The 25,254-nt window shown below is 61.1% G+C and carries 18 protein-coding genes; 13 read left to right on the top strand and 5 right to left on the bottom strand.

What is annotated here, in order from left to right; genetic code table 11:
• Positions 1–209: 209 nt before the first annotated feature.
• The gene (locus AC58EF_RS17525) at positions 210–383 is read right to left on the bottom strand and encodes a hypothetical protein (RefSeq protein WP_009823829.1); all 174 of its coding nucleotides are present in this window, start codon (positions 381–383) and stop codon (positions 210–212) included.
• A gap of 708 nt (positions 384–1,091) precedes the next feature.
• Between AC58EF_RS17525 and AC58EF_RS17520 the strand changes: the two genes are divergently transcribed.
• The 4 genes from AC58EF_RS17520 (at position 1,092) to AC58EF_RS17505 (ending at position 5,291) form a co-directional block, all read left to right on the top strand.
• Positions 1,092–1,985 (top strand): helix-turn-helix transcriptional regulator, encoded by an 894-nt coding sequence (locus AC58EF_RS17520; protein WP_232209485.1) that lies wholly within the window; start codon positions 1,092–1,094, stop codon positions 1,983–1,985.
• 136 nt (positions 1,986–2,121) lie between these two features.
• Positions 2,122–3,267, top strand: coding sequence for a sulfotransferase family protein (locus AC58EF_RS17515; RefSeq protein WP_371388905.1), 1,146 nt, complete (start codon positions 2,122–2,124; stop codon positions 3,265–3,267).
• Complete coding sequence (locus tag AC58EF_RS17510) at positions 3,254–4,429, top strand: hypothetical protein (protein WP_228227149.1); 1,176 nt, start codon at positions 3,254–3,256, stop codon at positions 4,427–4,429. The genes AC58EF_RS17515 and AC58EF_RS17510 overlap by 14 nt, the downstream gene beginning before the upstream one ends.
• 112 nt (positions 4,430–4,541) lie before the next feature.
• Positions 4,542–5,291 (top strand): SDR family NAD(P)-dependent oxidoreductase, encoded by a 750-nt coding sequence (locus AC58EF_RS17505; protein ID WP_497277628.1) that lies wholly within the window; start codon positions 4,542–4,544, stop codon positions 5,289–5,291.
• A 9-nt stretch (positions 5,292–5,300) separates the two neighbouring features.
• Here the strand turns inward: AC58EF_RS17505 and AC58EF_RS17500 are convergent, their stop codons facing one another.
• The 3 genes from AC58EF_RS17500 to AC58EF_RS17490 form a co-directional block, all read right to left on the bottom strand.
• Positions 5,301–6,791, bottom strand: coding sequence for an aldehyde dehydrogenase family protein (locus AC58EF_RS17500; protein WP_497277627.1), 1,491 nt, complete (start codon positions 6,789–6,791; stop codon positions 5,301–5,303).
• Positions 6,788–8,410: a GMC family oxidoreductase gene (locus tag AC58EF_RS17495; protein WP_497277626.1), complete on the bottom strand. Its 1,623-nt coding sequence runs from the start codon at positions 8,408–8,410 to the stop codon at positions 6,788–6,790. Before AC58EF_RS17495 ends, AC58EF_RS17500 begins: the two co-directional genes overlap by 4 nt.
• Positions 8,411–8,504: 94 nt before the next feature.
• Positions 8,505–9,416: an SMP-30/gluconolactonase/LRE family protein gene (locus AC58EF_RS17490; protein WP_497277625.1), complete on the bottom strand. Its 912-nt coding sequence runs from the start codon at positions 9,414–9,416 to the stop codon at positions 8,505–8,507.
• A 348-nt stretch (positions 9,417–9,764) separates the two neighbouring features.
• Between AC58EF_RS17490 and AC58EF_RS17485 the strand changes: the two genes are divergently transcribed.
• From AC58EF_RS17485 to AC58EF_RS17445, 9 genes are all read left to right on the top strand, one after another.
• The gene (locus AC58EF_RS17485; protein ID WP_497277624.1) at positions 9,765–12,137 is read left to right on the top strand and encodes a TonB-dependent receptor; all 2,373 of its coding nucleotides are present in this window, start codon (positions 9,765–9,767) and stop codon (positions 12,135–12,137) included.
• Between the two features lie 118 nt (positions 12,138–12,255).
• Positions 12,256–13,650: a phosphotransferase gene (locus AC58EF_RS17480; RefSeq protein ID WP_497277623.1), complete on the top strand. Its 1,395-nt coding sequence runs from the start codon at positions 12,256–12,258 to the stop codon at positions 13,648–13,650.
• Between the two features lie 296 nt (positions 13,651–13,946).
• Positions 13,947–16,379, top strand: coding sequence for a TonB-dependent receptor (locus AC58EF_RS17475; RefSeq protein ID WP_497277622.1), 2,433 nt, complete (start codon positions 13,947–13,949; stop codon positions 16,377–16,379).
• A 163-nt stretch (positions 16,380–16,542) separates the two neighbouring features.
• A complete protein-coding gene (locus tag AC58EF_RS17470) occupies positions 16,543–16,791 on the top strand; it encodes a hypothetical protein (RefSeq protein ID WP_009823818.1) in 249 nt (82 codons plus the stop codon).
• Positions 16,792–17,072: 281 nt separating this feature from the next.
• Positions 17,073–18,452 (top strand): spinster family MFS transporter, encoded by a 1,380-nt coding sequence (locus AC58EF_RS17465; RefSeq protein WP_497277631.1) that lies wholly within the window; start codon positions 17,073–17,075, stop codon positions 18,450–18,452.
• Between the two features lie 84 nt (positions 18,453–18,536).
• Positions 18,537–19,424 (top strand): helix-turn-helix domain-containing protein, encoded by an 888-nt coding sequence (locus AC58EF_RS17460; protein ID WP_497277621.1) that lies wholly within the window; start codon positions 18,537–18,539, stop codon positions 19,422–19,424.
• A gap of 152 nt (positions 19,425–19,576) precedes the next feature.
• Entirely contained in the window at positions 19,577–20,992 is a 1,416-nt protein-coding gene (locus tag AC58EF_RS17455) for a hypothetical protein (RefSeq protein ID WP_497277620.1), read from the top strand.
• A gap of 8 nt (positions 20,993–21,000) precedes the next feature.
• Positions 21,001–22,458: an acyl-CoA reductase gene (locus AC58EF_RS17450; RefSeq protein ID WP_009823814.1), complete on the top strand. Its 1,458-nt coding sequence runs from the start codon at positions 21,001–21,003 to the stop codon at positions 22,456–22,458.
• A 14-nt stretch (positions 22,459–22,472) separates the two neighbouring features.
• Positions 22,473–24,185, top strand: a complete 1,713-nt coding sequence (locus AC58EF_RS17445) for an N-acyl-D-amino-acid deacylase family protein (protein WP_497277619.1) — start codon at positions 22,473–22,475, stop codon at positions 24,183–24,185.
• Here the strand turns inward: AC58EF_RS17445 and AC58EF_RS17440 are convergent, their stop codons facing one another.
• Positions 24,186–25,253: an aldo/keto reductase gene (locus AC58EF_RS17440; protein ID WP_279729994.1), complete on the bottom strand. Its 1,068-nt coding sequence runs from the start codon at positions 25,251–25,253 to the stop codon at positions 24,186–24,188.
• Position 25,254: the final 1 nt, after the last annotated feature.

Raw genomic sequence — 25,254 nt, 5'->3', positions numbered from 1 at the left:
CTGCGCTTGATCGATGAGCGCGCGTCCGGTCAGCTTCGCTACCGTCGAACTACACCATCACCCGGGGCACGACCCCTGATTTGCCTCCTGGGGAGAGCCTCCTTGGGAACGGAGGCTGAATGTCGCAATGTGAAACCGTGCGTTGGTGGAGAGGCAGGCGCGGTAATCTCAACGGTACGCGGCCCCCATGAGACAAGGAGGTGTCCCGCTTATTCCTCCTGATTCGCGGCGGTTCCGTTGGCAAGCGCGTCGCTGATCATCGCCGCCAATGTTTCCTCGGCGCGACCGCGAGCGGCTGCATCCCTGGATCCCAGATCGTGACGCAGCCATTGCGGCGTGCGCTCGATAACTCTTAAGATCGTAGCGTTCATTTTTTCGTTCATCCGCGAAACCTATGACGGTGGAGCGACGGCTGTGCAATGGAGCAAAGCTTGCTAGTTCCGAAGGGGCTGCTGGGGTGCTTTGGCGCTTTTGGAAAGGCGTGGGTCGTACAGGCACAGTCATTTCACCGATCTGCACACCTTTTCGTATGGATCGGCCGCTGGCAGCGGCCGAGCTTTTGACTCAGTGTGTGCCGCTGGACATCCATGAGCAGGAGGTCTCGTTTCACTGGGTCCCTTTTCGCTATTCACTTGGTATTCACTCAGTTTTTTTGCGCGTTAGGCAGCCGACTATCACTGGAAACTAACATTTCAAGGCTTGTGCCAAGAATTGCTGACTTAGCTTTCGCTCAGTCCTATTGCCGTGACCAGCATGACGCAGATGTCGATTTCGTTTCAGTGAGCCAATAGTCATGAAGCAGCTAATCGATCACTGACGCACCAACCCTACGATGTCGCAATCGTAGATCGCAAAAACGCAACCAAAATTATTCTTGACGCAGGTTTGGTTAAACGACTGGGAAAGGTCCGTCACCTCACCCACCGCTGGCCCTTCATCGCTTCAATCCGATGATCACGCGCCGAACCGCAAGATATTGCTCGAATTGAAGAACTTCTGAATCGGACACTAATAAATTAGCTTCTCTCGATATGATCGATATATTATTCTCGCGATCGGCTGGGAGAAAGTGAGGGGGAGCAACAGCTGATATGCTTACAAGACATTATGATTCTGACCGTCATCCTGAGGGTACAAGCCTGGACTTCATATTCCCGCAGGAATTCGAAACGTCTCTCGAAGCGGCGAGGGCTACAGTTGGTGCGCGCTTTGAAGTCCGGCGGTTTTTCTGGCGAGAACGAAACGAGATCGTCTTCACGCCGCCCTGCAGCTATTTCGAATTGACCCGCTTCCCGTCTATGGGCAGATATCTGGCATCTGCTCGCGACTTTTGCGAGCAGGGCGAGGTACGCTTTTATCCCGCCGCGTGTCCGTTCCAAATGCATTGGCAGGAACGCGAGCAAAGATCGCTATTTTGCAGAATAGATATTCCCGCGATCACTGGGTTGCCCATGGAACTTTCCAATCAACAATTGCGCGACACCATAGACATGCGCAATCCCCATGTCAGAGCACTGCTTCTAAGGGCCCAGCAGGAACTGGTGGCGCCGGGGCTGTGTTCGCAACTCATTCTGGATTCGATCAGCGTCGGCCTCGCAGCCGAAATGGTGCAGCAATTCGGTCCAGAAAGCCAACCAGAGTTCACCAGTCGCCGGACGTTCGACCAGCGCTATCTGGCTGGCCTTGCTGCACATATCCGGGAGCAGCCCGGCAGGGTCGAGATCGGGCAGTTGGCGGCGGAACGCGGCATCAGCGTCCGTCATTATGAACGCCTGTTCCGCACCGCGACGGGCGAAAGTCCCGCGGCCTTTTGTCGCCGTCATATGCTCGCTCTGGCGAAGGACCTACTGATGGACCGATCGCTTCTGGTCAAGGAGATCGCCTATCGCTGTGGTTTTGCCAATACGGCAAGCTTCAGTGTGGCGTTCCGCCAGATAGAAGGGTGTTCGCCGCGGCAGTTCCGTGACCGGCTTTTGATCCACTGAGCGTCCACTGATGTAGCCGCAATTTTCGACATCTGTTTCCGATAGGCGACATCGATGGCACCTGGGCTTTTCATCGGTGTCCGGACCAGTCATCCTGCCCAAAATGGTCGTCAGACCGGTTTGAGAGAGGATGGCAATGACATTTGGATTTCCGGACGCGGATGCACTGTTGGCGCAATATCCGCTGCCCGATTATTTACGCGACAATGTGCGGCCAGGGCTGGAGCAACTGCTTGCCTCAATGGCGGAAGACCGGGCACTTAACGCCAATGGCCATGCGCGTGCGCTGCATATCATTGCCGATGACTTGTCCCGGCTGAAGGCGATCGCCGACGACCGATCGCGCTATCCTGACATTGCCGATGTCGAAATCAGGCAGCCGCTTTTCATCCTCGGCCTCCCCCGGTGCGGCACCAGTTTCCTGCACGCCCTGATGGAAGGCGACCCGCAGATCCGCACGCCGCTGATGTGGGAAGTGGCCGAACCATCGCCCCCTCCCGAAGCGGCAACCGCCGACACGGACCCGCGCATCTCCCGGTTCGACGAACATTTGCGCGCGCAATTGGGCGGTGATGCCGACGAATTGCTCAAAGCCCATCCGCTGGGCGCCAAAATCCCGCAGGAATGCGGATCGTTCATGACGACCTCCTTTCAGAGCAGCAATCCGTGCATGTTCCAGCATCTCCCGCGCTTCTACGACTGGTTCAAGGGCATCGACGCGACCTTTCGCTACGAGGTCCACAAGATGTGGCTTCAGCATCTGGGTTGGCGGCATCCCGGCAGGCATTGGGTGCTTAAGATTCAGGAGCATATGTATAAGCTCCCCGCGCTGCGTAGCGTCTATCCCGATGCGATCTTCATTCAGCCCCATCGCGACCCGACCACCGTCATCGCCTCGATCTCCCAACTGATCAGCGTCATTCGTGGGCCGTCCTACGACCAACTCGATCTGCATGCGCTGGGCGCCGAGTTCCTGCAACTCTGGTGGGATGGGGTGAAGTTCTGCATGGATTACCGCAGGGCGCATCCGGACCTGCCGATTTACGACATGCGATACAAGGACCTCGTCGCCGACCCGGTCTCGACCATCCGGGCCGCCTATGACCATTTTGGCTGGGATTTCACGCCGGAGTCGGAAAAGGGCATGCTGGGCTGGCTGCGGGAGAATCCGGCGGGCAAGCATGGGCCGCGCAGCTATAGTCTGGCCGATTACGGTCTGACCGCCGAACAGGTGAGCGACAGGTTCGCCGAATATATCGAGACCTACCATGCCTATCTCTGAAACGTCCCAGTGGCGCGCCTGGCTGGAGCGGATGGTGGGGGCGGAAGGCATGCTGGACAGGCTGGCCGATCCCGATGATCCACAGGCCCGGGCCGAGGCGCACCGCCTGTTGTTCGCTATCCTCGCCACCGGCTATCAGACGGCCTTCGCCGATCCCGATCATCCCGATTTCGTACCCTCGGTCAGCAGCATCCTCAACACGGTCGGGGTCAATCCCGATTTCATCTATGGCGCGGCGCGGATCGACGGCAGCGGCGTCTACAGGCTGTCGGGCACGCGGGGGGACGGGGTTTTCGTGTTCCTTGATCTGGTCGCGGGCGGTCTGGGACCGATGGAGGATCTCGGGCCTTCGGTGGGCATGATCGATCTGGATGCCTGCACATTGGGACCGGACGGGGCGTTCGACATCGTGTTGGGCGGGGAGCGGCCGGATCATGCGGGCGACTGGTTTCCGCTAGACCCGCGCGCGGTCACGATCGGCTTGCGCCATGCCTATTATGACTGGGGCGTGGGGCGCGATCTACGCATCGCGATCGAACGGGTCGACCGGCGCGTGGGCGGCGGTCCGGTGCCCGCAGCCGAGATCGTCCATCGGCTCGATCGCCTGTCAGCGTTCGTCGAACGCTATGCCGCATTCGCCCTGGGTTATGGCCAGCGGCAGCGGGCGCAGGGCTTCGTCAACAGGCTGGAATATGATGACTGGGCCGGTCGCGGCGGCGTGGCCGGGCAGCATTATTATCAGGGCATCTTCCGGTTGGAGCCGGGGGAGGCGATGATCATCGACACGGCGGTGCCCGATCAGGTGCGTTACTGGAACGTCCAGCTCAACGATCCGCTGTGGAACACGATCGATTGGATGAACCATCAGAGCAGCCTCAACGCGGCGCAGGCGCGTCTGGACGGCGACGGCCGCTTCCGGGCCGTCATCGCACTGGACGATCCGGGCGTGCCCAACTGGCTTGATCCGGCCGGACGCAATGAAGGATCGCTGATGCTGCGCTGGACCGGCGCGAGTTCCGGGCCGGAGCCGACGCTCAGGATCGTGCCGGCTGCGGAACTCCGTTCGCATCTTCCCGCCGACACGCCGCTTGTCACGCCGGAGCAGCGGGATGAGATGATCCGTAACCGTCGGCGCGGCGCGCAATGGCGACGGCGCTGGTGAGGGGATCAACCCCATCCGGGGAAAGGTTGGCCACGCCGTAATCACCCTTATGGCAGGCATCAGCGTGGCATTCTAACCCCGCCGACGGCCCGTTTTGGAAGAGGATATGCGGATGGACTTTGCAGGCAAGGTCGTACTGGTCACCGGCGCCGGGTCGGGCCTGGGCCGCGCGGCGAGCCTCGCCTTCGCGCGGGAAGGCGCGGCACTGTGCCTTGTCGGGCGCAGCCGAGCCAAGCTGGAAGAGACCGGGCGGTTGATCCGCGACGCGGGTGGCCGGTGTGTCGAGCTGGCTTGCGATCTTGGCGAGCCGCATGGCTGTAGGGAGGCTATCGAAGGGGCGATGACGGCATTCGGCCGGCTGGATGTGCTGTGCAATATCGCCGCCGATGTCATGTTTCACCGATTGGCGGACATCAAGGAGGAGGAATGGAACCGGACCATTGCCTCCAACCTGTCCGGCCCCTTCTTTCTCATGCAGGCGGCCATGCCGCACCTGATCGAGAGCGGCGGGAATATCATCTGCGTGGCCTCCACCGCCGGTTTCATGGGGCAGGCCTATCTGGCGCCGTATACCGCCTCCAAATTCGGACTGGTCGGTTTGACGTTGTCGCTCGCGATGGAGATGATGGACAGTCCCGTGCGGATCAACATCCTCTCGCCTGGCCCGATGCGGACGGAAATGACACAGGGCATGTCCTTCCCGGATTTCGCCGATCCCCGGCTCCTCGCGCGCTACACCGGCATGCGGACGCCCTGTCCGCCCGAGGATGTGGCCGAGCCGCTTCTGTTCCTGGCTTCCGATCGGGCGCGTCATGTGCATGGCGCCTGCTGGGCGGTCGACGGCGGCATTACCGCAGGTTAGGCAGCGGCTCTATCCGCCGATAGGATAGAAGACCGACTTCTGATTTTGATATTCGTGCAGCCAGTCGGGACCATATTCCCGGCCCACGCCCGAGCGTTTGTAGCCGCCGATGGGCGCATAGGTCATACGCCCAGTGCCACCATTGAGCATGACGCTGCCCGCACGGATATGCATCGCCATCTCATAGCCTTTGGCAGCGTCTGCGGTTTCGATGCCACCATTCAGGCCATAACGGCTGTCGTTGGCGATGCGGATCGCCTCTTCGTCGGTATCGAAGCCGATGACGCAGCCGACCGGACCGAACACCTCTTCCTGGGCGATCGTCATCTTGTTGTCGACATCGTCGAAGATCGTGATGTCGGTGAAGAAGCCCTTGTCGAGACCGGCCGGACGCCCGCCGCCATGCACGATCCGCGCGCCCTCGTCGCGGCCGATGGTGATCAGTCTTTCGACCTTTTCCCGCTGGGATTCGCGGATCAGCGGCCCCATCGCCACGGTGGGATCGGCAGGATCGCCGATTTTGAACTGGCTGGCGATGGCACAGGCGGTTTCGACGAACGCTTTCCTGATGCTGTTATGGACGACGAGGCGCGTGAGCAGGGCGCAGCCCTGGCCCGCATTGACCGAGAGCACTGCAACCGCCATGCCCGCGGCGCGGGCGATGTCGGCATCCTGGCGGACGATCAGTGCGGACTTTCCACCGAGTTCCAGATGCACGCGCTTCAATGTGGGGGCGGCCTGCGCCATGATAGCGGCGCCTACGCCTTCGGATCCGGTGAAGGTGACGAGGTCGACGCGCGGATCGCAGGTCAGGGTCGTGCCAACCTCCGGTCCGCCGGTAACGATGTTCAGCACGCCTTTGGGCAGGCCGATCTCTTCGGCGATCTCCCCGAACAGCAGCGCGGAAAAGGGTGTGAAGGGCGACGGCTTCAGCACCATCGTATTGCCGGCCAGCAGCGCGGGAACGATCTTCGCCAGATTGATGAGAAAGGGGAAATTATAGCCGGTGATGGCCGCGACCACGCCCACCGGTTCGCGCACCACGGTCGTCCCGCCTATTTTCTTCGGCCCGTCGGGATTGAAGGGATCGGGGGTGATGTCGATGGGCAGGCGAACGCTGTCGTCGCGCGTCGAATGTTCGACCGCGGCCAGCAGATGGTCGAGCGGATTGGCGACCTGCATGCCTTGGGTGATGCCCTGTGAACAGCCGACTTCTACGATGATCAGCGCCGCGATCTGCTGCCTGCGCGCATCCAGTGCGGCATGCATCCGGCGCAGACAGGTCGCGCGTTCGGACATGGCCATGCGTGGCCAGATGCCCGTGTCGAACGCATCGCGCGCGGCTGCGATCGCAGCGTCCACGGCAGCGGCGTTACCCACCGGCGCGTGGCCGATCACCGCTTCGGTGGCGGGATTGATGATGGCGTCGCGTTCGCTCCCGCCATCGACCCAGGCGCCATCGATATAAAGCTTGTCGAACGTCGTGAACGGCACGGTCATGGCATGGTTTCCTGTCTGGGCCGCAGGATCATGTCCGCGGCGTTGAGCGCGATGGCCATGGCCGGCGCATTGGTGTTGCCCGATACGATCGTCGGCATGATGGAGGTATCGACGACGCGCAGGCCGGTGACGCCGCGCACGCGAAGCTGGGGGTCGACGACGGAGGTTTCATCCGCGCCCATGCGGCATGTCCCGCAAATGTGAAAGGATGTGCCGCCAAGGGCCATCGCGTTGGCAAGAATGTCCTCGTCCGCCTCTATGTCGACGGTCTTGCCTGTTTCCTCGACGATCCAGTCCTTGAGCGCGGGCTGTTGCGCCAGGCGACGGAGCCAGCGAAACAGGGCAACGAAATGGCTCCTGTCGGCATCGGTCGCCAGATGATTGGCGTCGATGACCGGCGGGACGTCCGGATCGGCCGAACTTATCCTGACATGGCCCTGGCTGTCGGGCCGCATATAATAAGCAATGACGGTCATGCCGGGATAGGGGTCGAGCGCCACCGCGCCCCTGTCGTCCGTGTGGAAGGAGTAGAGGCCCATGCCGACCTGCGCGTCGGGCCGGTCGAGCGTGGCATCGGTCTTGACGAAGCCGCCCACTTCATGCGCTGCATGGGTCAGCGGCCCTGTCGACCCGAAGGCATAGCGCAAAGCTGACAGGATAAGGCCGACACCGGACAGTTTCTGGTTCAGGCTGTTCCCCCGGACCCTGTAGTTGAAACCCAAATAGCGATGTTCGCGAAGGTTGGTGCCGACACCCGGCGCATCAACGACGATCGGGATGCCAAGCGATTCGAGCAAGGCGCGGGGACCGATGCCCGACAATTGCAGCAGCTTGGGGCTCTGCACCGCGCCTGCGGAAAGAATGATCTCCCGCCGGGCGGCGACCTCCTGCACGCCATCCTTGTTGCGCAGCAGGATACCGCCCGCTCGCTGTCCGTCGAACAGGATACGCAGGGCGTCAGTCTGCGGCAAAACATCCAGATTCGGGCGGCCGCGCACGGGCTTCAGAAAGGCGCGGGAGGCGGAGAAGCGCTTGCCGCGATAGGTGGATGTCGGCTGATAGCCCATGCCGCCCTGGGTCACGGCCGGCATGTCGTTCATGTCGTCCACCCGTTGCGTGCCGGCCTGCTCGGCGGCTGTCAGGAAGGCTTCGCACAGCGGGTCGCCGGAAGGGTGGACGCTGACCTTGAGGGGGCCGCCGGCACCGCGCCACGCCTTGGCGCCCAGCGCATGGTCCTCCAGAGAGACGAAATATCGGCCTATATTCTGCCAGCCCCAGCCTGTGCAGCCTGCTGCTTCCCAGCCATCATAATCGGCCGGAGCGCCCCGCACATAGACCATGCCGTTGACCGAACTGGACCCGCCAACCGCGCGGCCCTTCAGCCATATTTCCTGGGGTGCGTTGCCGCCGGGCGATACGGCGTAATCCCACACATGGGGATTGCCCGGCGCCAGCAGTTTGCCGATACCGCGCGGCATGGCGATCAACGGACTGCTGTCGTCCGGTCCCGCCTCCACCAGCAGTACCTTGACGGTCGGGTCTGCCGACAGTCGATTGGCCAGCACGCAGCCGGAAGACCCCGCCCCGACGATGATATAGTCATAACAATCAGCTGACATGGTCGCTCTTTTCCGGGGCATGGCGCGAGAGAACAACAATGGCTGCCTTGCTTGACCTGTCGGCGGGCAGGGCGGCGCTGTTGACGATGAGAGCTCAGCCGAATGCGAGGGGCAGGCCGGGGACGTCCCAGTCGATACATATGACCTTGCCGGAACTGCCCAGCGTGACGAAGGCCACCCGCCCGTCCTTGCCGCCAAAGCAGATATTGGTCGTGAGGAAATCGCCCGTTTCGATCTGCTGAGGCGTTCCGCCCTCGGGTGGAAAGATCAATATGGCGCCTTGGCCGGGCGAGGCGCAACAGATGCGTCCGGCGCTATCGACAGCCAGGCTGTCGAGAAATTGACCAGGCCCGGCCCGACCGACGATGCTGTGCCCGTCCGGGGTCAGCGACGCCGTCGTGTCGATCATACCGGGCGCTGACAATCGATAGCGCAGCAGATGCGCTTCATAGGTGAGGGCGACGTAGAGGGTGCGTCCATCTGGCGATAGGCCGACGCCATTCGCCCCGTCCAATGGTCCGGCGGCGCGCCGAATTTCCGACCCGTCGGTCTTGGCATAATAAAGCCCACCCCGCATTCGCGCCGCGCCGCGATCCCTGCCGAAATCGGTGAACCAAAATCCGCCCGTTTCGTCAAAGATGAGGTCGTTCGGTCCCCAGAAGGGGGTCGCTTCGGTCGATGCATATAAGGTTTCGAAAGCGCCGCTGGCGGGATCGACGACCTGAATTGTGCCGGGCGGCGTGTCGAGAGGCGCCTCGACCGGCAGGAGGTCGCCGTTCGGCAGGATCATCTTTTCGAAACCGCCATTGTTGCAGACATAAATCCGCCCGTCGGGACCGATCGCCGCGCCATTGGGACCGCCGCCCAGATCGGCGAGGGTGGTGCGCGCACCGTCCGGGCCAAGGCGGGACAGGCGACCGCCGAGCACCTCCACCAGCAGCAGGCCGCCATCCGGCCGCGCAATCGGTCCCTCAGGCATCAACAGCCCGTTTGCAAAGCAGGTCATCTCGTCCTCTCCCCATATGACCGAAGGTATCTGCGGACCGTCCTTATCCTCATATCTGGTGGATATTGGCGTGATCGGACATCGGACCCACCTTTCGACAGGTAATTGAAAGCGCGGATTGGCGTCTAATCCGCCGCACACCCGATCCATCGGGGAAATGCGGAGGGGATGGCGGCATATTGTCCAGACAGATCGGCATATTCAACTGCCAGAAAAGCGCGATCGTCGAGCATTGGCGCGCGGGGCAGGGCGTCAGCTATCCATCGTTGATCTCATGAACAGGACAGGCCGGCGACAGACCGGCTTTCAAAGGCAATGGTCATCCTTTGACCGCCAGGGAGAAGAAAAATGAAGATAACCGGTTTCATGCTGCCGATAGGGTTGCTGCTGACGACATCGCAAATGGCATTGGCGCAGTCGTCGAACGCCGCGCCGCAGGAGGGTGCTACCAGCGACATCGTGGTGACGGCGCGCCGCACCGCTGAGAATATTCAGGAGACGCCGGTTTCGGTCGTGGCTTTCGGCGCGGACTCGCTGCGGCAGGCCAATATCCGTGATACGCAGGATTTGCTGGTCAAGACGCCGGGCGTGTTCCTAGCGGGTTCAGGCGGGCGCGAAAACACCAATTTCTCCATCCGGGGTCAGTCCAAGGCGCTGGCCGGCAACAGCGCGCCCGGCGTCATCAGCTATTTCGCGGAAGTGCCGTCTCCTACGGTCGGGTCCAGCATTCCGACCTATGATCTTTCGTCCGTTCAAGTACTCAAGGGACCGCAAGGGACGTTGTTCGGCCGCAACACGACCGGTGGCGCGATCCTCTATTATCCGGCGGCGCCGGACTATAAGCTGGGAGGATATGCCAAGGCGTCCTACGGCAATTACGACGCCCGGTTGCTGGAAGCCGCAGTCAATATACCGCTGACGTCCGACACGTTGGCCATCCGCATCGCCGGTCAGATCCAGAAGCGCGACGGCTGGACGAAGAATATCGGCATCGGCGGCGACCCGGACGATCTTAATTCGCGCGCGATCCGCGGTTCGATCCTGTTCGAGCCGAGCGCCGCGTTCCGCAACACGCTTATTGTCGATTATTATCACAATGACGCGGTCGGCGGCGCATCGGTGCTGACCGATGTGCTGCCCGGTCCCAATGGACTGACGGCGACGGGCACGGCGGCGGCGGCTCTGGCGCAGTTGGCATTGCAGCGCGCGCGCGGGCCGCGCGTGATCAATTCGGACGTCGATGCGTTCGAAAAGGTCGAGCGTTTCGGTATTACCAACCGGACGGAGTTCGATCTGTCCGATGACATCACCTTCATCAATATCTTCGGTTATCGGCGCACCAAGATCGATTATTATTCCAGTGTCGATGGACTGCCCACCTTGATCGCTGATGGAAGCGGCGCGATCCCTGCCGGGCTTCCGGTGACGATCGTGGGTGGGCGCCAGACATCCGACGTCCGGCAGATCAGCGACGAAGTGCAATTGAAGGGATCGGCACTCGGCAATCGTCTCGACTGGCTGGTCGGGGCTTTCTACCTGGACAGCAAGCCGCTCGGGCCGTCGGGCACCTATATTCCGGTCTTCACCCTACCCGGTATTACCGATGCTCGCTTCAACTATAGTTTTTACAGCGAAAAGAGCCGGGCGCTGTTCGGCAATGTCAATTATGAAATCGCCGACGGCCTGCACGTCAATCTGGGCGTACGTCACACCTGGGACAAGATCGAGGCCTGCGTTGGCGGCGGCCTGAGCAATCAGCCTGTCGTTTCACCCGAGGAATGCGCGGACGGCGCGGCAACGATCCGCAATTCGAGCGTCAACAAGACCTCGTCCAAGGCGCTGACCTGGCAACTGGGCGTCGACTGGAAGGCGTCGGATGCGATCTTCCTCTATGCGATCACGCGCCGGGGCTATCGCGCTGGTGGCATTAACAGCCCGACGCTGGCCGGGCGGCTGGCGCCCTTCCAGTCCTTCGCCCCGGAAAAGGTGACGGATGTGGAGGTCGGTATCCGCTCCGACTCCACCGTGGGCGACGTCAAGCTGCAGTTCAACGCATCACCCTTTGTCGGCTGGTATAATAATGTGCAGGTGCCGATTTCGGGCCTCAACACCCAGGCGAGTTGCAGCACGATCACGCCGGGCGGGACCAATCCGCCAAAATCACCGGACGGCGATTGCGACGCCAGCAACGATCCAAGCGGCGGGACGCTGCTGGTCAACGCCGGCAAGACCCGGGTAGCGGGCATCGACCTTTCGACCCGCATCCAGCCGACATCGACCTTGTCCCTCGACGCCGGTGCGACCTTCCTGGACCTCAAGTCGCGGTCGCTGACGGTGCCTGCGGATCTCCAATCCTATCTTGCAGCGCTCAAGGTGCCGTTCAATCTGGTTGCAAAGACGACGGTCACGGCTGGCGTGCGCTGGACGTTGCCAGTGCCGCCATCGCTGGCGGAAACCGTGTTCAGCCTGGACTATTATCATTCCAGCAAGGTACGCTCTTCCGACCAGGTCCTGCCTGCCTATGACCTGGTCAACGGACGGCTGGACCTGAACGGCGTTGGCGGCAGCAATGCCGACATCAGCTTTTTCGTGCGCAATCTGTTCGATAAGAAATATCTGGCGTCGAGCAATGTCGGATCGGCGGCGCTCGGGATATTCAGTGGATTCTACGGCGCGCCGAGGACCTATGGCGTGGAGGTTCGCTATCGGTTTGGTGATTGAGGGCAGGCACTAAAAACGGTGCGTTAGCCCGATCTTTCCGCAACGGCCGCCCGGCCCATAAAAGGCGGATGACGCACCGGCCATAATGGACAGAAAAAGACTATGGAGAGGACCGTCGATGGCGCAGACCGAAGCCGATCAGGATCAGGCCGAAAGCCGCGAACAACTCAGCCGATGGCTTGAGGATGTCCTGGGTTGTTCTGAAGTCATGCTCGAAAAACAGCGGCGCTGGCGCCCGGTCTGGCGCGCCAGCGCGCAGCAAAATGGTGTGAAGCGCGACTTTCTGCTCAAGGGCGACCGCACCTGGCCGACCCATCCCTATCCGCTTGTGTATGAAATGCGCATGCAGCGCGCACTGCATGAAAATGGCATTCCCATTCCCGCCATATTGGGCATGTGCGACCAACCCAACACCATCGTGATGGAATGGATAGAAGGCGGCCGGGATCCCGGCCTGGTCCAGGAGGCGATCGAAAGCGCGTCGGTGATGACCGAGGATCGGTGGGCCGCATCGCTACGCTATATGGAGATATTGGCTGACATCCACAGCCTGCCAAGTCAGGCTTTCATCGAAGGCGGAGCCCATTTGCCGCAGGGTGCGCGCGAGATCGCCCTGCATAATTTCGAACGCTTTCATGCCATGACGGTCGAGCAGGGCATCACCGATCCGCTGCTGGAATTTTGCGCGCGATGGCTGCGCCGAAACTATCCCCGACATCGGGAATCCATCTCCTTCGTCACGGGCGATTGCGGCCAGTTCCTTTCGGACGGTGCCCAGGTTACCGGCATATTGGATGTGGAAATCGGTCATCTAGGCGATCCCATGCGCGATCTCGCGTGCTTCCGGGGGCGCCACCCGATCGAGAATATGGGCGACGTCGCCGCTCTATTCCGTCACTATGAAACGGCGATCGGCGTACCGCTCGATTTTGACGCGATCGCCTATCACACCGTGTCCTTCCTCGCCGAAGCCATTTACGGTCCCCTGTTCGGGATGCACGAAAAGGGGCGCGGCGGCGATTGGGTCGAGGCAGCGGTACAGGTGTCGATGATCGGACGGCGATGTATGGAGGCGTTGGCCGAGATATTGGGCGTGGCGCTCGACGACATTGCGCTTCCGCCGCCCGCCGCCGTCGACCAGAATGATCTGGCACTTCATAAATTGCAAGCGGAGATCGAACGTCTGCCGGAAAGCGGATCGCTACAGGGCTGGCAACGTAATATCCTTGCCTCGATCCCTCACTATCTGCGGAACCAGCTGCGCTATCGCGATTGGCTGCGGGAAGAGGATGGCAAGGACGTCGAGGCGCTGCTGGGTATGGCCTATGCCGATGCCGCCGCGGGTGAGGCCGCATTGATGCGCTTCATCGAAAAGAGCACGCCTGCCGACCATGCCGCCCTGACGCGCTTCTTTCACCGGCGGATGCTGCGACAATGCCTGGTGATCGCAGGTCCCGATGCGCCTGCCGATCATCTTGTTCTGGTGCCCATGGAGCCCTTGCTACGGGGGTAAGTGCGTGGGCCTCTGGGTCAGGATACCTATCCGACGGTATGTGTCTTCTGCGTATGAAGCGATAAAATTCGGAGGGTGGAATAACCGGCGACGGCGAAACAGTAAAGTACTTAATATACTGCCCAATATCGCACTGATCTAGTTTTCAAGATCATATTCGCGGCCTTAGATCGGTGATATAATATAAGTATATAATATTTCTTCTCTTAGTACCATTAATATAAATGCATAAAAATAATAATAAATATGGTAATTAAATTCCGTTATTTAATAATATTAATAGTGGAGGGGATGAAATGGTTAAAATATTCCGCGCAATCCTGATGGCCGGCACGGTATTGGGTGTCGGTGGTGCAGGCGTAAGCCACGCGGCAGAAGCGGTCGAGCAAAGTGCGAGCGGTGATGACAATAGCGGCGTGCGCGACATCATCGTGACGGCTCGCCGCACGTCGGAAAATCTTCAGACGGTTCCCGTTGCCGTCACGGCGCTCGATCCGACTGCGCTGCTTGAACGGCAGATTGTCGAAGTGGCGGATGTGGGCCGGGCGGCGCCGGGTTTGTCGGTGCAATCCGGTGGCACCGGCAACGCATCGCTCATATATCTCGCCATCCGTGGCAATGCGCAGAATAGCCCTAACTCATTTTCCGATCCTGCGGTCGGCATCTATGTCGATGGCGTCTATTATGGGCGACCTATCGCCGGGAATCTCGGACTTCTCGATCTGGCTTCGGTCGAGGTCTTGCGCGGAACCCAGGGAACCTTGTTCGGACGCAACACGACGGGTGGCGCCCTCAACATGACAACTGTGCAGCCGGACGGAAATTTCGGCGGCTATGTAACCGGACGTATCGGTAACTATGAAAGCTGGTCCATCGAATCCGCGCTGACCTTGCCGATTTCGGGCGATGAATTGTCCTTGCGCCTGGCTGGCCGCTATGGCGAGAGGGGCAAGGGTTTTGGCGACAATCCGATAAGAGGGGTCGATGCGGCCCGTATCGATCACGACATCGCGGGCCGTGCCACGCTGAACTGGGAGCCGTCCGCGATCCCGATGACTGTGTCCCTGTCGGCCGACTATGCCAATATCAAAGATACATACAATAACGTCGCTCTGCGCGGTATCAACCCGACCGGACCGGCGCTCGCACTATATTCCGGTCAATTCGACATCGCCAGCTTCCTTCAGAGCAAGAGCCGCTTTTACAGAACATATAATGATCCCGACACGGGCAACGCCAACATCGATACGCCATATAATTATAACAAGACGTGGGGTGTCCGTGCGACCATCGAATATGATCTGGGCGACGTTAAGATCAAATCGATAACGGCCTATCGCGAGGCGGATACCGGGGATGGTACCGATCTTGACGGCACGCCCGCCAAGATCGCATCTTATGCGAGCGACTATTCGCAAAAGCAGCGTAGCGAGGAACTGCAATTCTCCGGTAACCTGGGGAAGCTGGAGTTCATTTTCGGCGGTTTCTATTTCAAGGAAACGGGCGATGAGCAGTCCCAGTCGCTCGTCTTCCAGGATACCGACTTCGGTTTCAACCTGGCCCCGGCCAATACCAACCTGGCCACATACAAGTCGGAATCGAAGGCCTTGTTCGCCCAAGTCAACTACAGCCTGACCGAACGGCTGCGCGTGACCGGCGGATTCCGCTATACCTGGGACAAGCGTTCGATCAACCGCATGGGGTATATCGGAGGGATTCCGGGCTTTTCCGGTTCGTTCGTCTCCAACGGCCGACTGATCACGTTGCCCGCTACGGGGCTATGCGCCGTGGGTGCCAATGCAAATCTGGTCGCCCCCGGTCCGGATTGCACGGATCCTGTGACGGCCAAATTTGATTATCCCGCCTGGCTCGCCAGCATCGACTACGAACTGGGAGACGGCAAGCTCATCTATGCAAAGACGGGTGGCGCCGCACTGGCCGGCGGTCTCAATTCGCGTCCGACCCCGCCCGATGCGAGTTCCTTTGCGCCGGAAAAGGTGAAGGATGCCGAGATCGGCTTCAAGGGCGACTTTTTCGATCGGCATCTGCGAACTAATTTTGCTGGATTCTACATTTGGCGCAACGGCGCCCAGAATGTCGTCAATGCCCTGGTCGGCGGTAATCTGACCCAGTTCGTTCAGAATGCAGGCGATGTGAAGGCCTATGGTCTGGAATTTGAAGGTACGCTCATTCCGTGGCAGGGCATGGAGTTGAGCGGCGCCTTGTCCTGGCTTAAGGCGAAATATGCTGCGGGATCATTCACCGCGGCGGGCCTGGGCGGTACGGTGGATCGTAGCGGGGAGGTTGTTCCGCGCGCGCCGCGCTGGACCTGGAACATCGGCGCGACGCAGCGTTTTCCGGTCAAAGGGGGGGAAATTGCGCTGCATGCCGACTATGCCTACACTTCTGCCGTTTACCAGGACTATGCCACTGCGGATTTGACGACACCGGCGCTCAACGATGGTGTCAACGACGCGGCGGAGCGTGCGGCGGCTATCAGCTTCATCGATACGCAGAACAGCTTCAGTCGGCTCAAGGCCTATGGGGTGCTGAACGGAAGCCTGAATTTCAAGCTCGACGGCGGAATGGAGTTCACCCTTTGGGGGCGCAACCTGACGCAGGCAAAATATTATAACGCCATATTCAACGGTTATGGCACCTTCGGCACCGCGATCGGCTTTACCGCAGCGCCGCGCACATGGGGCGCAACGGTTTCCTATCGATTCTGACATTGGGGCATGAGTGAAGTGGCTTCGTCCACTTCACTCATGGACCCGATCCGGCCTGCGTGAACGATCCTATCTTTCGTCAGGAGTTCCATCGCTGATCTGCTGCATAACTGCTCGGTCAAGAACGAGCAGTTATGCCGTATTTCAAGGTACAGGGTCGAAAATGGATATCAGTCAATCGGTGGACAGTGGCGACAAGGCTTTGATCATATTGCAGAGCCTGGTCTGCTATTTGCGTGAAAAGAACATTCTTTCACGATGCGATATCGAAGAATTATGCGAGCGCGTCGAGGCGCGTGAAAAGGAATTTCCCTGCGAGCAACAACAGGCCGCGGCAGCGGCGAAGGATATGCGCGATCTGGGCGAATATTGCGGGAAGAGATATGGCGGGAAACGGCGTCGCTGCCTGTAAGATACCGATCGACTGGATCATGATGCGGTCCTGCATGGCGCGACTTTGCCAAGCGATGGCCTGCAAATCGACATGGCGGGCGCGCGGAGTGCGATTATCGTAAATCCTTCCTTTGCCTGTGTTTGTTGTGCAACAACCGGGGAATCGACGGGGGAGCCATAGGGGAAGGAATATGTCTCCGGCGCGACATTTGTCGTCCCGGCGATAGTCGTGGCGGGGGCGTAGGGTGCGGTGTTGGCATAGCCTTCATCACAGTCGATAAAGATGAAATAGGATGAGTGATGCGCAATCCGTCAATAGTGGATGCAGGTCCGCAACCGATAGCGGAAAACGCATCGCTTTCCGCCGGCAGGCGATCACTGTTATCGTGGACAATTGTGGCGCTGTTTCTACTCAATTGCCTCAATTATATTGATCGACTGCTCTTCTCGGTCGCCCAGGAAATGATCAAGGTCGATCTCCATCTCAGCGATTTTCAGCTTGGCCTGATTGGCGGACCCGCATTCGCCATACTCTACACGGTCTTCAGTTTCCCGATCGCGCGCGCGGCTGACCGCGGTCGCCGGGTCGGGATCATCGCCATTTCGCTGACATTGTGGAGTGCAATGACGGCCTTTTGCGGAATTGCGGCCAATTTCGTCCAGATGCTCGTCGGGCGCGCCGCCGTCAGCATTGGCGAAGCGGGATGCACGCCAGCCTCGCATTCTCTGATCTCCGACGCATTCCCCGCGCAACGTCGAGCAACCGCCATAGCCATTTTTGCGGTTGCGGGCCCTTTCGGCGCCATCATCGCAGCGGTGGGCGGGGGCGCAATGATCGCGGCTTTCGGGTGGCGCACGGCGTTCATCATCTGCGGGATCGCCGGTATCGTCATGGCCTTGCTGTTTCGTACCACCGTAGCGGAACCGCCGCGCAGCCAAGCCCCATCGCACCATTCCGCATCGTGGGTTGATACGGTCCGCCAGTTGCTGGCCCGGCGTAGTTTCGCCCTTGTGGCCGTTGCGGGGGGCGTCGCCGGGATCGGCTCCTATGCCAATCAACAATATATGGTATCCTTCCTCATGCGCGGACATGGTCTGTCTCTGGCCAATGCTTCGGCACTGATGGGGTTGGTGATCGGTGGCGTCGGCATCGTCTTCACGCTGCTGGGCGGCCCGATGATGGACCTGGGCGCGCGTCGCTACCCGCGAATCAAGGTTTGGTTGCCTTCCTTCGGATTGCTCTGGTGTGGGGCTCTATATGCCTTCGCTTTTCAGATTCCGACGGTTGGCCTTGCGGTGGCGTTGATGGTGCTCGGATCCATGGGGCAGCACTTCTACATGCCTGCCATGTATGCGCACGGACAGGACGTGGCGCCCCCGCATATGCGCGCCATGGCCTCCGCCGTGATTATCGCCACAAGTTCCATATTAGGCTATGGATTGGGTCCGCCGCTGATCGGTCTTGCCAGCGACATATTGGGGGAAAGCGCGCGGGTGTCGGCAGGCATCAGCCTTGCCGAGTGCGCCAAGCGGGCAGTCGCGGCCTGTGAGGCGGCAAGCGCGCAGGGGCTGCGCCTGTCGCTCAGCCTGGGATCCTGCTTCTTCATACTGGCCGCCGGTCTGTTTGCATTGGCGAGCCGATGGGTAGTCGCGGACGTGCACGATTATGATCGACACTGACTTGCCATTCGCGATCTACAGGGAAATAATGATCCTGCGCTTTAGGATCGAGCCAAGATTTGATCGATGGCGAGGAGGTTGAGGATGCGACATGAAGCCGATCTTGGTCTGCCGCTTTGTGCCCCGCACACTGCGTCGCATTTCCATGTGGAACGGCGGTTCCATACCAATGGCATTTTCGCCGATATCCGTCACTTCGGATGGACTCAAAGCAGCCGATCGGTTTTTCGACCCGATTCCTACTATCTGGATTTTTCCATCGGCCCGCGCTGCCCCACTGCTCGTTTCTTCAACAGCGAACGCCAACTGGCAGATCCGCCAGGCGATGTCGTCTTCCTGCCCAAGGGTGGTGCATTTGCGACCCTGAGCGAACCGGGCGAACACAGCCTGCTGTGTCTGACATTTGAAAACGACCGGGCGATGCAACTGTTCGAGGATGACAGCGTCGCCGATCTGGCTGCATGTCAGGATGTTCAGATCGGTCGGGTGCGTCAGGGGCTTGCCCGCTTGGTGGAGGAATTGCGCAACCCGGGCTTTGGACAGGATATATTGCTCGAAAGCATGGCGCTGATGCTTGTCGTCGAACTGTGCCGGCATTTTCGCCACGCCCAATATGATGACCGTAGCGCACATGGACAGATGCCCGGCTGGCGCTTGCGTCGCATCAAGGATAAGATAGAGGCCGATCTGGCCGAGATGCTTTCGGTAGCCGATCTGGCCGCCGAAATTCGTACCAGCCCGCGTCACTTGATTCGGACTTTCCGGGCCACCACCGGCATAACCCTGACCGATTATATCGCCAGCCGCCGGATCGCGCGTGCGCAAGACCTGCTTGTCCACGACGAGGCGATGATCAAGGTGATCGCCGGCAAATGCGGTTTCCAGAGCGCCGCCGCTTTCTCGGCCGCCTTCCGAAAGGCGACCGGCATGACGCCACGCGAATATCGCGAAGAGCGTGGCGCATCGCGTTGAGCCCGCCTCTCAACCAATACTCCATCCTCAACCCATCTAATGCGTCATGTCCGCCTGACGATGTTTGGGCGCTCCGGCGGTAGGCATCGGCATTGCGGGGAGCGCCCCGCCGTCGCCACAATCCGTCCCCGACAGAAAGGCGGATTTTCTCCATGACCAGCTATCTCGATCGACTGATCGCCGATCCCACCAGTTTCCATGACGCGCCCTATGCGCAGGCTTTCACGCTCAGTTGCGAGGAGATCGACAGGCTGCATTTGGAAGGCGCGCGCAAGCGCTTTGCCGAATTGCGGCCGGGCCTGTCGGTGCTGGACAAGCTGGCGCGCGAGCAGGGCGTCGAGACGATCGAGACGATCGACGATCTGGCGCCGCTGCTGTTTCCGCACACCGTCTACAAATCCTATCCGATCAGCTATCTGGAGCGCAGCCGCTTCGACAAGCTCACCAAATGGCTCGCTGGCCTGACGACCAGCGACATTTCTCATGTCGATGCCAGCGGTATTGAGACGATCGACGACTGGATCGACCTGCTCGACGCGGAAACAGACCTGACCGTCCAGCATACGTCGGGCACCACCGGTAAGCTGAGCTTCGTCCCCCGTAGCAAGAAGCAGTGGCGCGAGACGATCGTCCATTCCGGGGTCATCATCCGCGACTGGTGGCCGGACCGAGGTCGGGACATTGTGAAGGACGGGATGCCGATCATCATTCCGGGCTATCGCTACGGCGCAGCCGCGATGCAGCGCGGTAACGGCATCCAGGTCGATCTCTATGCCAAGGGCGAGGAAAACACCTTGTTCCTCTATCCCAACGCCCGGTTCAGCGCGGACATCGCCTCGCTGGGCGGCCGCCTGCGCGCGGCGGAGGCGCGGGGTGAGGCCGGCATGATCGACATTCCGCCGGTCCTGCTGGAACGACGGGAGGCGCTGCTGGAACTGGAGCGGCGTCGGCCCGACGACCTCAAGCATTTCTTCAGCGAGGCGCAGCGGCGCTTCGGGGGGCGCGACGTCTATGTGACGGCGATGTGGGCGATCCTCTACGACTGGGCGGAGGAAGGGCTTAAGCGTGGCCTCAAGAACGTCTTCGGCAAGGGCAGCGTGCTGCTGACCGGCGGTGGCAATAAGGGCAAGGAACTGCCCGACGACTGGCGCGAGCGCGTGCTCGAGTTTCTGGGTTTCGATACCATCTATGAAATGTACGCCACATCCGAACAGATGGGTCTGTCGATGATGTGCGAGCATGGCCATTATCACATCCCGCCGATCCAGATCCCGTTCCTGCTCGACCCAGCGACCGGCAAGCCCTTGCCGCGCAAGGACGGCCTGACCGGCCGCTTCGCCTCGTTCGACCTGATGCCAAACACCTATTGGGCCGGGCTGGTGACGGGGGATGAGATCACGCTGGCGGGCTGGGAAAAGCCCTGCGCCTGCGGCCGCACCGGGCCACACGTCATTCCGCCGGTACGCCGCTACAGCGAGAAGGAAGGCGGCGATGACCGCATCGTCTGCGCTGGTGCTCCCGAAGCGCACGACCGCGCTCTCGAATTTCTTGCCGAACTGTCGATGTGAGTAGAGCCATGACTGATCCATTCCGCGTGCCCCTGATCATCCGGGGCCAGATTATCGACGATGCCGACATCGACTATGGCGGCCGCCGGGGCGGTGTCAGCTTTTCGGCGCCCGACATCGCCAAGCATGTCGCGCGATTGCCGTTGCGCACGCCTTCAGCCATGGCCGATCTCTATGCACTGAGCTTCAAGGAGATACTCGATTTCCTCGTTGCCTTGGGGGAGCGGCTCGATTTCGGTCAGAACCGGCATTTGCAGGAGGCGTTTCGCCTGTCCTGCCTGACCTCCGGTCTGTCGGAGAGCATATTGCGCGTCCATTTCCAACATATCGGCGCGGCTTTCGATCGGACCGAAATGCGGCGGATGATGGAACGCTCCTGCGGCATCGACTATCTGGAAGGCTGGGTGGATCAGGGGGCTGGCAGATTTCCGGGTCTCACCGCCCGCACGCGCGCCTTCGGTGCGCGGACCGTGCACGTCATTGCCGGCAATGCGCCGATCGTGTCGATCCTGACGGTGATCCGCAATGCGCTGACCCGGTCCGACGCGATCATCAAGCTGCCGTCCAACGATCCGCTGACGGCCGCCGCGCTGGTGCGCACCATGGTCGAGATGGACCCCGACCATCCGCTGTCGAAACATGTCTCCGTCGCCTATTGGAAAGGCGGCGACGATCAGGTGGAGTCGGCAATCTACGATCCGCGCGGCGTTGAGAAGATCGTTGCCTGGGGCGGGTTCGATTCGGTCAAGCATATCACGCGCTATCTGCAACCGGGCATCGACCTCATCACCCAGGACCCCAAGCTGTCGGGGACGATCATCGGTCGCGAAGCCTTCGCCGACGAGGAGACGCTGGAGCAGGTGGCGCGCCGTCTGGCGCTCGATATCGGCGCGCAAAATCAGGAAGGCTGCGTGTCCGCACGCGTCATCTATGTCGAATGCGGCACGGACGAAGCCGGGCTGGAGTGTGCCAATCGGCTGGGGCAGATGACCTTCGACGCTCTCCAGCGCCTGCCCGATCATCTGAGCACGCCGCACAAGGCGTTTGACGGTGCGCTCAAGGCCGAGATCGACGGCATCCGCCTCAACGACGAGGATTATCGCATCTTCGGCGGCCGCACCAACGAAGGCGCGGTGATCGTGAGCCAGGAAGAATATCCGGTCGATTTTTCGCGCACGCTCGCCTGCCGGGTGGGCAATATCGTGCCCATCGACAGCCGGGAAACGGCCGTCAGTGCGGTCAACGCCTATACCCAGACGATCGGCATCTTTCCCGAAAGTCTCAAGGACGAGCTGCGCGACCGCCTCGCCTTTCAGGGCGCGCAGCGGATCGTATCGCTGGGCGGGGCTGCGACGATGCAGCATAATATGGAAAGGCAGGACGCGATCGAGCCGGTCCGCCGCATGGTGAAGTGGGTCACGGAAGAACAGGCATCGGGCGAGATGCTGGCTGCGCTGGCAGGCTGAGAGGAGCCAGGGACATGGTGAAAGCTGATCTGGTGATCCGGGGCGGCACGATCGTCGACGGGCAGGGCGGCGATCCGTTCGAGGCGGACATTGCCATCGTTGATGGACGTATCGCGAGGATCGGCGTTGACGTCGGGCGGGGGCGAGAGGAGATCGACGCCCGCGACCTCCTCGTCACGCCCGGCTTCGTCGATGTTCATACCCATTATGACGGACAGGTCACATGGACGGACAGTCTGGTGCCGTCCACCGACCATGGTGTCACCACCGTCGTTATCGGCAATTGCGGTGTCGGCTTCGCGCCGTGCCGGCCGAAGGACCGCGAAGCGCTGGTCAACGTCATGGAGGGGGTGGAGGACATTCCCGAAGCGGTGATGGCCAAGGGCCTGCCCTGGAACTGGGAGAGCTTCCCAGACTATCTGAAATCCCTGGAAGCGCGCGCATGGGACGCCGATGTCGGCGCCTATATTCCCCATTCGCCCCTCCGGGTCTATGCGATGGGCCAGCGCGGGCTGGATCGCGAGCCGGCGACGGCGGCGGATGTCGCGCGGATGGCGCAACTGGTGGCGGAGGGGATGGCGGCCGGGGCGCTTGGCTTTGCCACATCCCGTTCGCTGGTGCACCGGCGCGGCGACGGCGCGTTCATCCCGTCCTTTCAAGCGGACAGCGACGAACTGGTGGCGATCGCCCGATCGGTCGGGGATGCGGGGCGCGGCGTGCTGCAGATGATCCCCAATCTCGATACCGCCGACTGGGCCAGCGATCTCGACCTCATGAAGCGCATGACCAGCACGTCGGGGCGTCCTTTGACCTATTCGCTCGCCCAATGGTCGACCGATCCGCAGGGTTGGCGGCGCACCATGGATGCGCTCGCCGAACATAATCGCAGCGGCGCGGCGCCAGTGCTGGCGCAGGTTTTCCCCCGGCCGATGGGTGCGATGTGCGGGTTATCGACGTCGGCCAACGCGTTCAGCCATTGTGCAAGCTATCGTGCGATCGCCGACCGGCCGCTGGCGGAAAAGGTCGCCATCATGCGCGATCCCGCCTTCCGCGCCCTGCTGATCGCGGAGGAGCCCGACGAGACGCCGACGCCGCTGCATCGCTTGCTGCGGACATGGGACAATATCTATCCGCTGGGAGCCGAGCCCGATTATGAGCCGTCACCAGACCAGAGCATCGCCGCGCTGGCCGGACAGCGCGGCGTCAGCCCGGTCGAACTGGTCTATGATCTGATGCTGGAGCAGGATGGCCATGCGCTGATCCTGATGCCCTTTTCCAATTATGCGGAAAGGTCGCTCAACCCTGCCCTGGCCATGATGCGCGATCCCTACAGCATCGTGGGACTGGGCGACGGCGGCGCGCATTATGGCATCATCTGTGATGCCAGCTATCCGACCACGATGCTGGCCTATTGGACCCGCGATCGGGCTGGCGAGCAACTAACGATCCCGGCGGGGGTCAAGGCTCTGAGCGCGGACAATGCCGACTTCCTGGGACTGCGGGACCGGGGGCGGCTGAAGCCGGGATTGAAGGCCGACATCAACCTGATCGATCATGGTGCGCTGCACTTGCATGCCCCCCATGTCGTGCATGATCTGCCCGGCGGCGGGCGCCGTCTGGCGCAGCAGGCCACCGGTTATCGCGCCACGATGGTCAGCGGGGTCATCACCCGGCGGGACGGCGCCGATACCGGCGCGCGTCCCGGAAGGCTCATCCGCGCCGCCTGATCAAGCGCGCGGCCGGATATTTGTGCCGCCCGTCAGCCCATGGCGGATGAAGGGTGAGGCGAGGAAATCATGCGGAAAGCCGAGCGGCGTGCGACTCACCGCGTCTAGCCGTTCCAGCTGCGCGGGCTCCAGCTTGACGCCAAGCGCGGCGACATTGTCTTCATATTGCCGCATTGTCCGCGCGCCTAGCAGCGGAGAGACGACTGCCGGATTGGCAAGGGTCCAGGCGATCGCCACTTGCGCCGAGGTGACGCCCATCTCGTCGGCGACGGCCTTCACCGCGTCCGCAATGGCCACCACGCGCGCATCGACGCGGCCTGCCGCTTCGAGCAGGGAGCCACGGCCACCAGCCTCGCCGGCATGGGCGCTGCCACCCGTCGCATATTTGCCCGACAACATGCCGCTCGCCAGCGGTGACCAGGGCATGACGCCGATACCCAGCGCCCTGGCGGCGGGGATAAGGTCGCGCTCGGCCGTGCGCTCAACCAGATTATATTCGGACTGCAAGGCCACCAGCTGGCTCCAGCCACGCAATTCCGCCATGGTCTGCAACCGGGCCATCTGCCAGGCGGGAGTGTCCGACAGGCCAAGATAGAGGATTTTGCCCTGCCTCACCAAGTCGTCGAACGCGCGCAAAATCTCGTCCGCAGGCGTCATATCGTCCCAGACATGCAGGAAGAACAGGTCGATCCGATCCGTCTTCAGCCGCTTGAGGCTCGTTTCCACCGTCTGCACCATGTTTCGGCGGCTGTTACCAGCGGCATTGGGATCGCCGACTGAGCGGGTCAGCGAATATTTGGTGGAAAGAACCAGCCGTTCGCGCTTCGCCTCCGCGAACTTGCCCGTCAATATCTCCGACGCGCCGTCGGCATAATAGCCAGCCGTGTCGATGAAGTTGCCGCCCTGGTCGACATAGCTGTCGAAGATACGGCGGGATTCCTGCTCGTCAGCGCCCCATTCCTCGCCAAAGGTCATGGTTCCGAGCGCCAGCGGAGAAACGCGCAGGCCCGAGCGGCCGAGCAGGCGATAGCTGTCGAGCGACAGCGCCTGAATAGTCGTCTGTGTCATG

This window comes from Sphingobium sp. WR1 (genome assembly GCF_059693745.1).
The sequence above is the reverse complement of the archived record's forward strand: the minus strand, read 5'-3'. Positions and strand labels throughout refer to the sequence as shown.